The organism is Bradyrhizobium sp. ERR14 (assembly GCF_014198235.1).
Classification (GTDB): domain Bacteria; phylum Pseudomonadota; class Alphaproteobacteria; order Rhizobiales; family Xanthobacteraceae; genus Bradyrhizobium.
In genome coordinates this window covers 297,445-312,500 of the sequence record NZ_JACIHD010000005.1, presented here as the reverse complement: position 1 = coordinate 312,500, position 15,056 = coordinate 297,445, and the positions used below count along the sequence as shown (strand labels likewise).

The window sequence follows — 15,056 nt, the reverse complement described above, 5'->3', positions numbered from 1 at the left end:
CGGACGATTGTAGGTGCACGATCAGTCGATGATCAAACCATCTGGTGGAGCCAGACGGGATCGAACCGACGACCTCATGCTTGCAAAGCACGCGCTCTCCCAGCTGAGCTATGGCCCCGTAACCAGAAGACGAATGCTTGCTTGATTAGCCTGCCTTCGCCAAGGCTACGGCACGGCAGCCTTCATATCGAAGGGCTCGCCTAGCCGAAGCAGCGAAGCGCGAAGGCTGGTGGGCCTGGGAAGACTTGAACTTCCGACCTCACGCTTATCAAGCGCGCGCTCTAACCAACTGAGCTACAAGCCCCTAACGCATATCCAGTCAAGGACCAGGGATTCTGCAAGCTTGCAGCCCCAGCGCGTGTTCGTCCGCGAAGAAAGAGAAACGAAGACGGCGAAATCCCGCCAATGCAGCTCAACAATCCTGACGATTGTTGGCCACTGATGTTTCTAAAACGATCCGATAGTGAGCCGAAGCTCGCTGAAGGATCATCCTTAGAAAGGAGGTGATCCAGCCGCAGGTTCCCCTACGGCTACCTTGTTACGACTTCACCCCAGTCGCTGACCCTACCGTGGCCGGCTGCCTCCCTTGCGGGTTAGCGCACCGTCTTCAGGTAAAACCAACTCCCATGGTGTGACGGGCGGTGTGTACAAGGCCCGGGAACGTATTCACCGTGGCGTGCTGATCCACGATTACTAGCGATTCCAACTTCATGGGCTCGAGTTGCAGAGCCCAATCCGAACTGAGACGGCTTTTTGAGATTTGCGAAGGGTCGCCCCTTAGCATCCCATTGTCACCGCCATTGTAGCACGTGTGTAGCCCAGCCCGTAAGGGCCATGAGGACTTGACGTCATCCCCACCTTCCTCGCGGCTTATCACCGGCAGTCTCCTTAGAGTGCTCAACTAAATGGTAGCAACTAAGGACGGGGGTTGCGCTCGTTGCGGGACTTAACCCAACATCTCACGACACGAGCTGACGACAGCCATGCAGCACCTGTGTTCCAGGCTCCGAAGAGAAGGTCACATCTCTGCGACCGGTCCTGGACATGTCAAGGGCTGGTAAGGTTCTGCGCGTTGCGTCGAATTAAACCACATGCTCCACCGCTTGTGCGGGCCCCCGTCAATTCCTTTGAGTTTTAATCTTGCGACCGTACTCCCCAGGCGGAATGCTTAAAGCGTTAGCTGCGCCACTAGTGAGTAAACCCACTAACGGCTGGCATTCATCGTTTACGGCGTGGACTACCAGGGTATCTAATCCTGTTTGCTCCCCACGCTTTCGTGCCTCAGCGTCAGTATCGGGCCAGTGAGCCGCCTTCGCCACTGGTGTTCTTGCGAATATCTACGAATTTCACCTCTACACTCGCAGTTCCACTCACCTCTCCCGAACTCAAGATCTTCAGTATCAAAGGCAGTTCTGGAGTTGAGCTCCAGGATTTCACCCCTGACTTAAAGACCCGCCTACGCACCCTTTACGCCCAGTGATTCCGAGCAACGCTAGCCCCCTTCGTATTACCGCGGCTGCTGGCACGAAGTTAGCCGGGGCTTATTCTTGCGGTACCGTCATTATCTTCCCGCACAAAAGAGCTTTACAACCCTAGGGCCTTCATCACTCACGCGGCATGGCTGGATCAGGGTTGCCCCCATTGTCCAATATTCCCCACTGCTGCCTCCCGTAGGAGTTTGGGCCGTGTCTCAGTCCCAATGTGGCTGATCATCCTCTCAGACCAGCTACTGATCGTCGCCTTGGTGAGCCATTACCTCACCAACTAGCTAATCAGACGCGGGCCGATCTTTCGGCGATAAATCTTTCCCCGTAAGGGCTTATCCGGTATTAGCACAAGTTTCCCTGTGTTGTTCCGAACCAAAAGGTACGTTCCCACGCGTTACTCACCCGTCTGCCGCTGACGTATTGCTACGCCCGCTCGACTTGCATGTGTTAAGCCTGCCGCCAGCGTTCGCTCTGAGCCAGGATCAAACTCTCAAGTTGGACTTGAACTTTGAACCGGCTGATCACAACGTTTGACGAGGTCCCACCATTATCGACCGAAGTCGATGTGCTGCCTGCGATTCACATCGCTGGCAACGATGGTGTTTCCTTTGAAACGTGTACCGCCGAAGTCTTTCGTCCGGTCCCGACCAGAAAAGCCGAAGCTTTTCAGGAGCGAGACCCGCAAGGACTCCGCCGTCCACGTTTCTCTTTCTTCATCTTCACTTGTCAAACAGCCCGGGACCGTGGAGGCCCCAACCTTCCTGAGAGGAAGGGTTCCGACACCCTTACCGACGATGGATGAACTCCAATCGACTTACGTCGACTGTTGTGTCACTCAACAAGGTGAGGAGCATCAGTGGCGCGTTCGCTCGCCTTGGTCAGTGACCCGGCGGCGCCGCGCTCAGTGGTCGGGTTATAGGCCCCCGCACTCGGGATTGTCAACGCCCATTGTCAACAAATCGTCGCACGGTGGATTGTCGCGAAAAACAACGTGTTTCCAGGCGGTTACAAGGACCGCAGATGCGCCGATCCGGTCGGGCCGGTGAAAAAACTTGAAAAAAGTTTGGGCCCCAGGGGGCTCCGGAGCCGACCTGGGAGGGGTTGTGGGTGGGACTGGGAAGCGACCTGGCGAGCCACCTGGGAAGCCACATCGGAAGCCACATGGGGAACGGCTTGGCGAGTGGATTGGCGCGCGGGTCGGTATCGACACAGGGTACTTGGGGAGGGCTTGAGGGGCGGCTTACCGTACCTTCGCGGTGGGAAGCAGCTTGCAACGCCCTCTCGGGAGGCCCCCGCCCTCCGGCCGTTCAGGAAACTTTTTCGATGACAGGCGCCGTACTTGAGCCACAATCCCGCGGCGTTCTGATAAGAGACAAGCTTGAATCGCAGGGATGCCAGTGGGGGCTGCCGGCGGTTTTCATGGGGTCAGAGGAAGGCGATCTTGCAGATGACGCGGCCTTCCTCCGACATTCGAGAGACATCGAGAGAGCTTCACCCGTCCAGCTGTTCGTAATTTCGGCCGGCCCCACCCGAGGGGCCTTCTGAGCACGGACGCCTGCGCGGCTTGCCTTTTCCGGCGATCCCCCTTCAAGAGGGCGACCAGGACGAGGTTCGAAAGCGGGCATCTTGGGTCGTTGATTGGGGGACTTGCGTTGAACCACAGGACATCACGCGGCGCTTACGGGCGTGAGACCGGGATCATCGATCTCGGCCACGAGCCGCCGCTGTCCGTCGATGGTTCTGAAGCCGCCGTAATCGACCGCCGTCGCGTCTCGGTGCAATGGTTCAGCGGGACAATTTTGACCGGACTCTGCGGCGCAGCCCTGATCGGCGGCGCCGTTTTCGCATCGCTCGACGGCGAGATGACCTTCGCCAAGGTGCCGGAGCGGGTCGAGGGCGCGTTGCGCGGTGCATTCGGAGCCGCCGATCGCGCCGCCACGCTGCACAAGAGCGACCGCCTGCCGCCGCCGAGCGAATCCACGGCGTCCCGCAACATCATGCGCGTCTCCACGGTGGCGCGCGTCGGCAACCGCGACGTGATGCGGGTGCGCCCCTTCGTCCGGATCGCCGGCAATCTGTCGATGACGACGAGCGACCTGTCGGCGAAGATCCCGCCGTTCAACGCCCAGCGCCTGCTCACCGATGTCGGCTCCGATCCGAAGACCGCATCCGACGATCCCAACAATCCCGAAGCGGTCGAGCCCGACGCCGAAGTGTCCTTTGTCACCAAGGACCTGTCGCCGGTGCTGCCGAAAGCCAAGATTTCCGCGGTGGTGGCGCTCGACGACATCCTGATGCGGGTGCGCGATGCCGCCAACTGGCGCGGCAATGGCGGAGTGCGCTACGCCTCGCTCGCCAATGCCGCAGCCGATGTCTCCGGCGCGACCGGCCCGTCCGACATCAGAACCGCCTACGCCGCCGAAGCTTCGCCCTCCGATCCCTATGCCGGCTTCGAGACGCGCGTGGTGCCGGAAAACGTCACGCTGCTGCCCAAGACCAAGGAGCAGATCACCGGCGGCAATCCCAACGGCGAACGCGTCCATCTGGTCAAGAAGGGCGACAGCGTCGCCTCGGTGCTGCGCGATCTCGGCGCGAACGCCGACGAGATCAAGGCGATCACCGCGACGCTCGGCCCCCGCGGCCGCGACGGCGGCCTCAAGGACGGCGAGAAGCTCCGCATCCTGATGGCGCCGGCGAGCCCCGGTGCCCGCCTGCAGCCCTACCGCGTCGTCGTCGCCAACGAGACCATGGTCGAGGCGATCGCGGCGCTGTCCGATCTCGGCAAATACGTCGCGGTCGACGTCTCCAGCATGAACACCGTCGCCGATGCCGCGGCCAGCGCCAGCAGCGATGACGACGATGATGACGACGGCTCCGGCGTGCGGCTCTACCAGAGCATCTACGAGACCGCGATGCGCAACAAAGTGCCGATGCCCGTCATCGACGACATGATCAAGATCTACTCCTACGACGTCGATTTCCAGCGCAAGGTGCAGCCGGGCGATTCCTTCGACGTGTTCTACGCCGGCGAGGACGAGGGCGTGACGTCGACGGAGAAGAACGACGTGCTGTTCGCCTCCCTCACGGTCGGCGGCGAGACCAAGAAATACTACCGCTACCAGAGCCCCGACGACGGCGTCGTCGACTACTATGACGAGACCGGCAAGAGCGCGAAGAAATTCCTGGTCAGAAAGCCCGTCAACAACGCCATCATGCGCTCCGGCTTCGGCGGCCGCCGCCACCCGATCCTGGGCTTTGTGAAGATGCACACCGGCGTCGACTGGGCCACGGCCTACGGCACGCCGATTTTCGCCTCCGGCAACGGCGTGATCGAAAAGGCCGGCCCCGAAGGCGGCTACGGCAAATATATCCGCATCAAGCACAACAACGGCTACGAGACGGCCTACGGCCACATGTCGGCGTTCGCCAAGGGCATGGAGATCGGCAAGAAGGTGCGGCAGGGCCAGGTGATCGGCTTCGTCGGCTCATCCGGCCTTTCGACCGGCCCGCACGTCCATTACGAGATCCTGGTCAACGGCCGCTTCGTCGATCCGATGCGCGTGAAGCTGCCGCGCGGCCGTTCGCTCGAGGGCCCGATGCTCGCAGGCTTCGAGAAGGAGCGCGACCGGCTCGACGGCATGATGAGCGGCCGGGGCGGCGCCATCGCCCGCATGTCGGATGCGACCGGCGGCCCGTTGCAGGTCAGCAACCGCTAATTGCAATCGGCCGGCGCCGGCCTGACATCTCCAGACCCGATCGGAGTTTTGACATTCTCGCGCGAGGCGCGCTTCGCGGCGTCTCAACGTCAGGTTTCGTTTGCCAAAGCGGCACCAGGGGCGAATACTTTCCAAAAAACGGGAGGTCTCGCCATGAAGAACAGGCTCGCCTGCGCAGCATTCGTCGCTGCCCTTTTCGCTACCACGAGCGTATCGGCCGAGACTTGGGAGGTCACCAAGCTGGTCCAGGGCTCGGCGTTCCATGGCGTGCATGGGCTCGGCATCGACAAGGCCGGCCACCTGTTCGCCGGCAGCGTCGCCGGCGCGGCGCTCTACGAGGTCGACATATCCGGCGGTACCGCCAAGGTTGCAATCCCCTCGCCGATCGGAATGGCCGACGACATCGCCTTCGCGCCCGACGGCACCATGGCCTGGACCGGATTCCTCACCGGCGATCTCTATGCGCGCAAGGGCGACGGCCCGATCAAGAAGCTCGCGAGCGGCCTTCCTGGCATCAACTCGCTCGCCTTCCGCAAGGACGGCAGGCTCTACGCCACCACCGTCTTCCTCGGCGACACGCTCTATGAGATCGACGTCGAGGGCGTGAAGCCGCCGCGCCAGATCATGGAGAAGATGGGCGGCCTCAACGGCTTCGAGTTCGGTCCCGACGACAAGCTCTACGGTCCGCTCTGGTTCAAGGGCCAGGTCGCAAAAGTCGACGTCGACAAGGCTGAGCTGACCGTCGTCGCCGACGGCTTCAAGGTCCCGGCCGCGGTGAACTTCGATTCGAAGGGCAATCTCTTCGTGGTCGACACCGCGCTCGGCCAGCTCGTCCGGGTCGATCCCAAATCGGGCGCCAAGACCATGGTCGCGCAATTGAAGCCGTCACTGGACAATCTCGCCATCGACGACAAGGACCGCATCTACGTCTCCAACATGGCCGACAACGGCATCCAGGAGGTCGACCCCGCGACCGGCCAGGCCAAGCAGATCATCATCGGCAAGCTCGCTTTGCCCGGCGGCATCGGCGTCACCTCGGAGAACGGCAAGGATACGATCCACCTCGCCGACGTGTTCGCCTATCGCACGGTGGATGGGGCGACCGGCGAGGTCACCGAAAAGGCGCGCATGCACGCCGCAGGCACCACGCTGGAATATCCCATGAGCGCGACGGCGCGGGGCAACGACGTGGTGCTGTCGAGCTGGTTCACCGGCACGGTGCAGGTGATCGACGCCAAGACCGGCGCGACGCGCGACATGCTGCATGGCTTCAAGGCGCCGCATGATGCGATCGTGCTCGCCGACGGCAGCATTTTGGTCGCCGAGCTCGGCACCAAGTCGCTGGTCAAGGTGAGCGGTGAGCACGGCAAGGATCGCACCACGCTGATCGGCGACCTCAAGGGCCCGGTCGGGCTCGTTCGTGGCAAGACCGACGAGGTCTACGTCACCGACGCCTTTGCGGGCACTGTCTCGAAGATCGACAGCAACGGTGAAAAGACTGTGGTCGCCAAGGAGCTGAAGATGCCGGAGGGCATTGCGCGCGGCAGCGACGGCCAGCTGATCGTGGCGGAAGTCGGTGCCAAGCGGCTGATCGAGATCGCGCCGGAAAGCGGCAAGATCACCGAGATCGCGGCCAATCTCCCGATCGGCCTCGCGGGCGCACCCGGCGGCCTGCCGACCAACATTCCGACGGGCGTGGCGGTCGGGGCGACGGGCGTGATCTACTTCTCGTCCGACATCGAGAACGCGATCTACAAGGTCTCGAAGAAATAGCGATCGGCCGGGGGGCAAGCCGGGCAAGAACAATTCGCCCCGGAGAGGATGACCTCTCCGGGGCGATAATGTTTGACGGCAACCGCCCGCGTTTCAGTTCAGCTTCCGCTTCGCCACCGGCGCCTCGAACTGGGTGATCTCGGCGGTCTGAGGCGCCTTGCCGTTGAAGGTCAGGACGTTGCCTTCGGACGAGATCGCGACGGTATCGCCGTCCCTGACGTCGCCGGCGAGGATCATCTCGGCGAGCGGGTCCTGGACGTGACGCTGGATCACGCGCTTCAGCGGCCTTGCGCCGTAGGCGGGATCCCAGCCCTTGGCGGCGAGCCAGTCGCGTCCGGCGGCATCGAGCGTCAGCACGATCTTGCGATCGGTCAGCAGCCTCTGCAGCCGCGCGAACTGGATCTCGACGATCCGGCCCATCTCGCTCCGCTGCAAGCGGTGGAACAGGATGATCTCGTCGACGCGGTTGAGGAATTCGGGGCGGAAATGCCCGCGCACCATTGCCATCACCTGCTCGCGCACGGCCGAGGTGTCCTCGCCCTCCGGCTGGTTCACCAGGAATTCCGAACCGAGGTTCGAGGTCATGATGATCAGCGTGTTGCGGAAATCGACGGTGCGGCCCTGGCCGTCGGTCAGGCGGCCGTCGTCGAGCACCTGCAACAGGACGTTGAAGACGTCGGGATGCGCCTTCTCGATCTCGTCGAACAGCACGACCTGGTAGGGCCGGCGCCGCACGGCCTCGGTGAGCGCGCCGCCTTCGTCATAACCGACATAGCCCGGAGGCGCACCGATCAGCCGCGAGACCGAGTGCTTCTCCATGTATTCGGACATGTCGAGGCGGACCATCGCGGTCTCGTCGTTGAACAGATACTCCGCGAGCGCCTTGGTCAGCTCGGTCTTGCCGACGCCGGTGGGCCCTAAGAACATGAACGAGCCCGTGGGGCGGTTCGGATCCTGCAAGCCCGCGCGCGAGCGACGCACGGCGGTTGCGACCGCGCGCACGGCCTCGGCCTGGCCGACGACGCGGGTGCCGAGCTGCTCCTCCATCTTCAGGAGCTTTTCCTTCTCGCCCTCCAGCATCTTGTCGACGGGCACGCCGGTCCAGCGCGAGACCACCTGCGCGATGTGATTGGCGGTGACCGCCTCCTCCATCATCTCGCCGGAGCCTTCACGCGCCTCGATATCCGCAAGCTGCTTCTCGAGCTGCGGGATCCGGCCATAGGCGAGCTCGCCGGCCTTCTGGAATTCGCCGCGACGCTGGGCGTCGGCGAGATCGACGCGCAGCGCGTCAAGCTCCGACTTCAGCTTCTGGGCGTTGGAGAGCTTGTTCTTCTCCGCGCTCCAGCGTGCCGTCAGCGCCGCGGACTTCTCCTCGAGCTCGGCGAGCTCTTTCTGGAGCGCCTCGAGACGGGACTTGGAGCCGGGATCGCTTTCCTTCTTGAGAGCTTCCTGCTCGATCTTGAGCCGGATGATCTCGCGGTCGAGCGAATCCAGCTCTTCCGGCTTGGAATCGACCTGCATCTTCAGCCGCGCAGCCGCCTCGTCCATCAGGTCGATCGCCTTGTCGGGCAGGAAGCGGTCGGTGATGTAGCGGTTGGACAGCGTCGTCGCGGCAACAAGCGCGGAATCCGTGATCCGCACGCCATGATGCTGCTCGTACTTGTCCTTCAGGCCGCGCAGGATCGAGATGGTGTCCTCGACCGAAGGCTCGCTGACGAAGATCGGCTGGAAGCGCCGCGCCAGCGCGGCGTCCTTCTCGACGTGCTTCTGATACTCGTCGAGCGTGGTCGCGCCGATGCAGTGCAGCTCGCCGCGGGCGAGCGCCGGCTTGAGCAGGTTGGAGGCGTCCATCGCGCCGTCGCCTTTGCCGGCGCCGATCAGCGTGTGCATCTCGTCGATGAACAGGATGAAGGTGCCCTCGCTGCCAGTCACCTCCTGGAGCACGGCCTTCAGCCGTTCCTCGAACTCGCCGCGGTACTTCGCGCCCGCAATCAGCGCGCCGAGGTCGAGCGACAGCAGCTTCTTGTCCTTCAGGCTCTCGGGCACGTCACCATTGACGATGCGCAGCGCGAGACCTTCGGCGATGGCGGTCTTGCCAACGCCGGGCTCGCCGATCAGGACGGGATTGTTCTTGGTCCGGCGCGACAGCACCTGGATCGTACGGCGGATTTCCTCGTCGCGGCCGATCACCGGGTCGAGCTTGCCGTCGCGCGCCGCCTGCGTCAGGTCGCGGGCATATTTCTTCAGCGCGTCATAGGCGTTCTCGGCGGTCGCGCTGTCGGCCGTGCGGCCCTTGCGCAGCGCCTCGATCGCCGCATTGAGGTTTTGCGGGGTGACGCCGCCCTTGTTCAGGATGGTGCCGGCCTCGCTGGTCTTTTCCAGCGTCAGGCCGAGCAGCAGCCGCTCGACGGTGACGAAGCTGTCGCCGGCCTTCTCACCGGCCTTCTCAGCCGCGTCGAAGGTGCGGGCGAGCTCGGGCGCCAGATAGATCTGGCCGGCACCGCCGCCGGAGACCTTCGGCACCTTGCCGAGGGCATCCTCGGTCGCCTTCAGAATTGCACGGGAATTGCCGCCGGCGCGGTCGATCAGACCGGAAGCCAGCCCCTCATTGTCGTCCAGCAGGACCTTCAGCACGTGCAGGGTGGAGAACTGCTGGTGTCCCTCGCGCATCGCGAGCGACTGCGCGGACTGGACGAAGCCCCTGGAGCGTTCGGTGTATTTGTCGATATTCATCTTTTCTGTCCCTCGGCCTGCCCTCAGGGCCCTCTAAGGCACCCCAAACGGCATCTTCATTGGGTTTCCGATTACCGCATTGACGTTTCTCAACCGGTAACGGTCGTCTTCTGTCGGCGTTGCCGCCGGCCTGAGCCAGATGTGGGAAGCAGGTTGCGGATGCGAAAGAGGCGCGTTCACAATTTCGTGCGCCGATCCGCCGGCTTGGCGGGGCCAGGTCGAATCCCTTAAGTAGCGTCATGACAGCCAGCCAGACTGCCGAAATCACCGGCCTTTACCGCTACCCGATCAAGGGCCTGACGCCGGAGGCCCTGCGCCGCGTCCCCTTGCGGACCGGCCAGACCCTGCCCGCCGACCGCCGCTACGCCATCGAGAATGGCCCGAGCGGCTTCGATCCCGAGGCGCCCGAGTGGAAGCCGAAAATCCAGTTTCTGATGCTCGCACGAAATGAGCGGCTTGCCGAGCTCGACAGCCGCTTCGACGATGCCACCCATGTCTTGACCATCCGCAAGGACGGCCAGATCGTCGCCAGCGGCGATCTGGAAACCGCGGTCGGGCGCGCCGCCATCGAGCGCTACTTCGCGGAAAATTTCCAGCCGGAGCTGAAGGGCCCGCCGAAGCTGCTGTCCGGCCGCGATCACAGCTTCTCCGACGTCGCCCGGAAGGTGGTCTCCATCATCAATCTCGGCAGCGTCCGCGCCATCGAGACCATGCTGGGCGGGACCGCCGTGCATCCGCTGCGCTTCCGCGCCAATCTCTACGTGAAGGGCTGGCCGGCCTGGTCGGAGCTCGATCTCGTCGGCCAGACGCTGGCGATCGACGCGGCGCGCCTGAAAGTGGTCAAGCGCATCGTCCGCTGCCCGGCCACCAATGTCGACCCGGTGACGGCCAAGCGCGATCTCGAGATACCGCCGACGCTCTCGCGCAATCTCGGCCACATGGACTGCGGCATCTATGCCGAGGTGATCGAAGGTGGCGAGATCGGCGTCGGCGATGCGGTCGCGGTGGAAGAGCCGAAGCTGGTTTGAGCCGGCACCGGTACCTTAGGGTGGGCAAAGCGACTTGTCCGCCATAGAAGAGCGACGGCAGAAGCGTGCCCACGCAATTTCTACGACGGAGAGAGATGGTGGGCACGGCGCAAGTGCGCCTTTGCCCACCCTACGGCTCCGTCGTTAGTTCGGCATCACATATGCGTAGATCCGGCCGCGCGAGACCGGCGCCTCGCGGACGCGGTTGCCGTTGTTGCCGGAGATCATGATCGGATTGCCCTGTGCATCGATGCCGGTGATGATGCCGACATGACCGCCGCGGCGACCGCGCGACATCACTGCGATGGCGCCGACCTGCGGACCGGAGACGCGGGTGCCGTAGCGGGCGAACGAGCTCGCCATGTCGGAGCCTGAGCCCTTATGGCCGGTATGCTCCAGCACCATGTTCATGAAGCGCGCGCACCACAGGCTGCCGCGCCCGGTCGGATTGCCGCCGACATAGCGGCGCGCCTCGGACACCAGGCTCGATCCGCCGCCGAAGCCGCCGCTTGCAGCCATGGTGTTGTTGGCCATGCCGCCGCTGTTGGCGTTCGGATCATAGCTCGCCTGGGTGTCGGCGAATCCGCTCGCCCGCAACTGCGCCGCGCTGCGCTCGAAGCGCGAGCTGCGTGCATGGTGGCGGTAATGATGATGTCTGGCGTGGTGCACGTGTGCGTGCCGCTCTGCGCTATGACGATGATGCGGCCGCGCTGAGGCCGGAGAAACGAACGCGGCAACCGCCGCGAAGAAGATCGCCAGCGCGACTACACAACGCGACAGGCGAGACGCAAACAACTCAAACATTCTTCATCCTTCGTTGACACCCCACTTCCCGATCGGCCCGTGCAACGGCCGATATCGGTCTGGCCGTTAAGCCGTCCGATGTGGCGAGAAAAAGACGCGGGCTGCCTGCGAATAGCTGTGATGATTTTGCGCCGACACTGATCGAGGCCGCCGCATTGCGGACAACAGCATTAACTGCAATCCTGCAAAGGCGGCTTGAAGAGAGGGAAACGGTTAATGCCCCACGCCACGACCAGGGACGACGTCCGCATCTATTTTGAGGAAGCGGGTCAGGGAACGCCGATCATTTTTCTGCACGAGTTCGCGGCCGACTACACCAATTGGGAGCCGCAGATGCGTTACTTCTCGCGCGGCCACCGCTGCATCACCTATTCGGCGCGCGGCTACACGCCGTCGGACGTGCCGGAGGGCGAGGTTTACAGCTACACGCATTTCTATAGCGATGCGCTCGCGGTGCTCGATCATCTCAGGATTGAGCGCGCGCATCTGGTCGGCCTGTCGATGGGCGCCTACTCCTCGCTCCAGATCGGGCTCAACGCGCCGCAGCGCGCGTTGTCGATGACGCTGGCCGGCGTCGGCTCCGGCTCGGAGATCGAGAACCTGGAGGCCTGGCGCAAGCAGTGCCGCGCCAATGCCGAGCAGTTCGAGACGCTGGGCTCCGCCGAGGTCGCGAAAGTCACGCGCGAGGCGCCGAGCCGGATTCCCTTCCTGGTGAAGGATCCCCGCGGCCACGCCGATTTCTACGCCGCGCTGGCGCGCCACGACGCCAAGGGGTCGGCACGCACGATGCGCGGCTTCCAGGGCCGCCGCCCCTCGATTTACACGATGACGGATGCGATCAAGCGCGCATCGACGCCGGCGCTGATCATCTGCGGCGACGAGGACGATCTATGCGTCGGACCGAGCCTGTTCCTGAAGAAGCATCTGCCTGCGGCGGGGCTGGCGATGTTTCCGAAGTCGGGCCACGTGCTCAATCTCGAAGAGCCCGCGCTGTTCAACGCGAGCGTGGAGCGCTTCGTGGCGCTGGTTGAGGCCGGGCGATGGCCGGTGCGTGATCCCAGGTCGCTGGCGCATTAGGCACAGGCGCAGCAAATACTCCGTCGCGTAGCCCGGATGGAGCGAAAGCGTAATCCGGGATTGTCAACGCGGCGCGACTTGCCCCGGATTGCGCTGCGCTTCATCCGGGCTACGGGGTTCGGTTAGGTCTGCACTATGAAACGCCCCGCGCTCTCAACTCCGTCACCCTGAGATGGCCGCTTCTTCAGCGGCCCTCGAAGGGCGACGGCCACGCTCTCGCCACAGCGAGAGATGAGCACGCCGAAACACTCGGCCGCTCATCCTTCGAGGCTCCCGGCGCGATGCTTCGCATCGCGCCACTCGCGCCTCAGGATGACGGGTCAGGCCGCAGCAGGCGAGAAAAACTACTTCCCGCCGCCGCGGCTGAGCAAGAACACCGCCTGCTCGCCGAACATGTTCCACACCCACCAGGGCAGATTCAGCGGCACCGGGCGGCCGTAGAGATCGAGCGCGACCGAGCGCTCCATCTTGACGTTGATCTCGTCGCAGAGCTGCACGAAATCCTTGATGGTGCAGAAATGGATGTTGGCGGTGTCGTACCATGTCGCCGGCAAATTCTCGGTGCGCGGCATGTGGCCGCCGACCAGGAGCTGCAGCCGCATCTTCCAGAAACCGAAATTCGGGAACGAGACGATGGCGCGGCGGCCAATGCGCAGCAGATTCTCCAGCACCACGCGCGGCTGCCGCGTTGCCTGCAGCGTCTGCGACAGGATCACGTAGTCGAAGGCGTCATCCGGATAATTGACGAGATCGGTGTCGGCGTCGCCCTGCACCACCGCAAGGCCCTTGGCGACGCAGCGATTGACGCCCTCGCGCGACAGCTCGATGCCGCGGCCGTCGATGCCGCGCGTCTCCAGCAGCTGGAGCAGATCGCCCTCGCCGCAGCCGACGTCGAGCACCTTCGAGCCGGGCTTCACCATCTCGGCGACCAGCAGATGATCGGCGCGAAACTGGCCGGACGATCCGGTCGCGACGCCGTTCAGCGGCAGCGCTTCCTGTACAGACATCGCTAGCCGTCCTTCTTGCCGGTGAGCCCGCGCGCCTTGCCGGCGGATTGCAGGAAGGCGCGGGAGATGTCGAAGAATTCGGGAACGTCGAGCAGGAAGGCGTCATGGCCGCGATCGGTCTCGATCTCGGCGAACGACACCCGCGCGCTCGATGCATTCAGCGCGTGCACCAGCGCGCGCGATTCCGAGGTCGGAAACAGCCAGTCGCTGGTGAAGGAGACCACGCAGAAGCGGGTCTTGATGTCGACGAACGCCTTGGCGAGCACGCCGCCTTGGTCGGCGGCGATGTCGAAATAGTCCATCGCGCGCGTCAGATAGAGGTACGAGTTGGCATCGAAGCGCTCGACGAAGGACGAGCCCTGGTAGCGCAGATAGCTCTCGACCTGGAAGTCGGCGTCGAACGAGAAGGTCGGCAGCTCGCGGTCCTGCATGCGCCGGCCGAATTTTCGATGCAGCGCCGCATCCGAGAGATAGGTGATGTGCGCCGCCATCCGCGCCACCGCGAGCCCGCGATGCGGATGGATGCCGTGATCGGCATAGCCGCCGCCGTGCCAGTCGGGATCGGCCATCACGGCCTGGCGGCCGAGCTCGTGGAAGGCGATGTTCTGCGCCGAGTGCCGCGTCGCGCAGGCAATCGCCAGCGCGGAGAACACGCGGCCCGGATAGGCGGCGGTCCATTGCAACACCTGCATGCCGCCCATCGAGCCGCCGACGACAGCAAACAGCGTGTCGACGCCGAGCCGGTCGACCAGCATCGCCTGCGCACGCACCATATCGGGGATGGTGATGACGGGGAAATCCAGGCCCCAGACCTTGCCGGTAGCAGGATTGATCGACGCCGGCCCGGTCGAGCCCATGCAGCCGCCGATCACGTTGGAGCAGATGATGAAGTAGTGCTTGGGATCGATGGGCCGGCCGGGGCCGACCAGCGTCTCCCACCAGCCGGGCTTGCCGGTGACGGGATGCACATTGGCGACATGTTGATCGCCGGTCAGCGCATGGCAGATCAGCACCGCGTTGGAGCGATCGGCGTTGAGCTCGCCATAGGTCTGGTAGGCGATCTGGAACGGGCTGAGATCGACGCCGCAATCGAGCCGCAGCGGCTGCTCGGCGCCGAAATGCGCGATCTGCGAGCTTGGATGATCCACCTCGTGCGACCGTTCGTCGGCGCTGATCGCAGGACTCGGTATCGACTTGACGCCACCCATCTGACCATCGACCTCGTTTGCGATCAAACGCGTGATCGCCACTTGCATCAGGCCATGAAAAACCCGGCCTGAACGATAGGTTCGGCCGGGATCGGAAGCGTCCCCGGCCTGTTTAGCGAGTTTTTTAACGTGGCTGCAAGCCGGCCGGCTCAAATGACCACGGAACGGGCAAAAACTACCGTCTTGGGTGGTTTTCGTCAAGTCGCGGCCGGGATCGGCCCAA

Annotated in this window: 8 protein-coding genes, 2 tRNA genes, 1 rRNA gene and 1 riboswitch; of the genes, 4 read left to right on the top strand and 7 right to left on the bottom strand. The window is 63.7% G+C overall.

The genetic code is table 11. From position 1 onward, the window contains the following. Positions 1–42 precede the first annotated feature (42 nt). The 3 genes from GGD62_RS17505 to GGD62_RS17495 form a co-directional block, all read right to left on the bottom strand. Positions 43–118, bottom strand: a tRNA-Ala gene (locus tag GGD62_RS17505). Between the two features lie 109 nt (positions 119–227). Beyond that, positions 228–304: transfer RNA gene (locus GGD62_RS17500), tRNA-Ile, on the bottom strand. 192 nt (positions 305–496) lie between these two features. Next, positions 497–1,985: ribosomal RNA gene (locus GGD62_RS17495) — 16S ribosomal RNA — on the bottom strand. A gap of 1,154 nt (positions 1,986–3,139) precedes the next feature. On the opposite strand from GGD62_RS17495, the gene GGD62_RS17490 reads away from it, so the two are divergent. Both GGD62_RS17490 and GGD62_RS17485 read left to right on the top strand, forming a co-directional pair. After that, a complete protein-coding gene (locus GGD62_RS17490; RefSeq protein WP_183709169.1) occupies positions 3,140–5,203 on the top strand; it encodes a M23 family metallopeptidase in 2,064 nt (687 codons plus the stop codon). A gap of 153 nt (positions 5,204–5,356) precedes the next feature. Then, complete coding sequence (locus GGD62_RS17485; protein ID WP_183709167.1) at positions 5,357–6,976, top strand: SMP-30/gluconolactonase/LRE family protein; 1,620 nt, start codon at positions 5,357–5,359, stop codon at positions 6,974–6,976. A gap of 93 nt (positions 6,977–7,069) precedes the next feature. On the opposite strand, the gene clpB is transcribed toward GGD62_RS17485, so the two are convergent. Continuing rightward, complete coding sequence (gene clpB / locus GGD62_RS17480) at positions 7,070–9,709, bottom strand: ATP-dependent chaperone ClpB (RefSeq protein ID WP_183709165.1); 2,640 nt, start codon at positions 9,707–9,709, stop codon at positions 7,070–7,072. A gap of 239 nt (positions 9,710–9,948) precedes the next feature. Between clpB and GGD62_RS17475 the strand changes: the two genes are divergently transcribed. Next, on the top strand, positions 9,949–10,737 hold the full coding sequence (locus tag GGD62_RS17475; RefSeq protein WP_183709163.1) for an MOSC domain-containing protein: 789 nt from the start codon (positions 9,949–9,951) through the stop codon (positions 10,735–10,737). 144 nt (positions 10,738–10,881) lie between these two features. On the opposite strand, the gene GGD62_RS17470 is transcribed toward GGD62_RS17475, so the two are convergent. After that, complete coding sequence (locus tag GGD62_RS17470) at positions 10,882–11,541, bottom strand: TIGR02594 family protein (RefSeq protein ID WP_018316240.1); 660 nt, start codon at positions 11,539–11,541, stop codon at positions 10,882–10,884. Positions 11,542–11,757: 216 nt separating this feature from the next. Here GGD62_RS17470 and GGD62_RS17465 point away from each other — a divergent pair, with 216 nt between their 5' ends. Then, positions 11,758–12,618, top strand: a complete 861-nt coding sequence (locus GGD62_RS17465; protein WP_179731859.1) for an alpha/beta fold hydrolase — start codon at positions 11,758–11,760, stop codon at positions 12,616–12,618. A 344-nt stretch (positions 12,619–12,962) separates the two neighbouring features. Here the strand turns inward: GGD62_RS17465 and metW are convergent, their stop codons facing one another. Then, complete coding sequence (gene metW / locus GGD62_RS17460; RefSeq protein WP_183709161.1) at positions 12,963–13,625, bottom strand: methionine biosynthesis protein MetW; 663 nt, start codon at positions 13,623–13,625, stop codon at positions 12,963–12,965. A gap of 2 nt (positions 13,626–13,627) precedes the next feature. Further along, a complete protein-coding gene (locus GGD62_RS17455) occupies positions 13,628–14,833 on the bottom strand; it encodes a homoserine O-acetyltransferase (RefSeq protein WP_183709349.1) in 1,206 nt (401 codons plus the stop codon). 91 nt (positions 14,834–14,924) lie between these two features. Beyond that, a riboswitch (SAM riboswitch) is annotated at positions 14,925–15,004 on the bottom strand. Between the last annotated feature and the right edge of the window lie 52 nt (positions 15,005–15,056).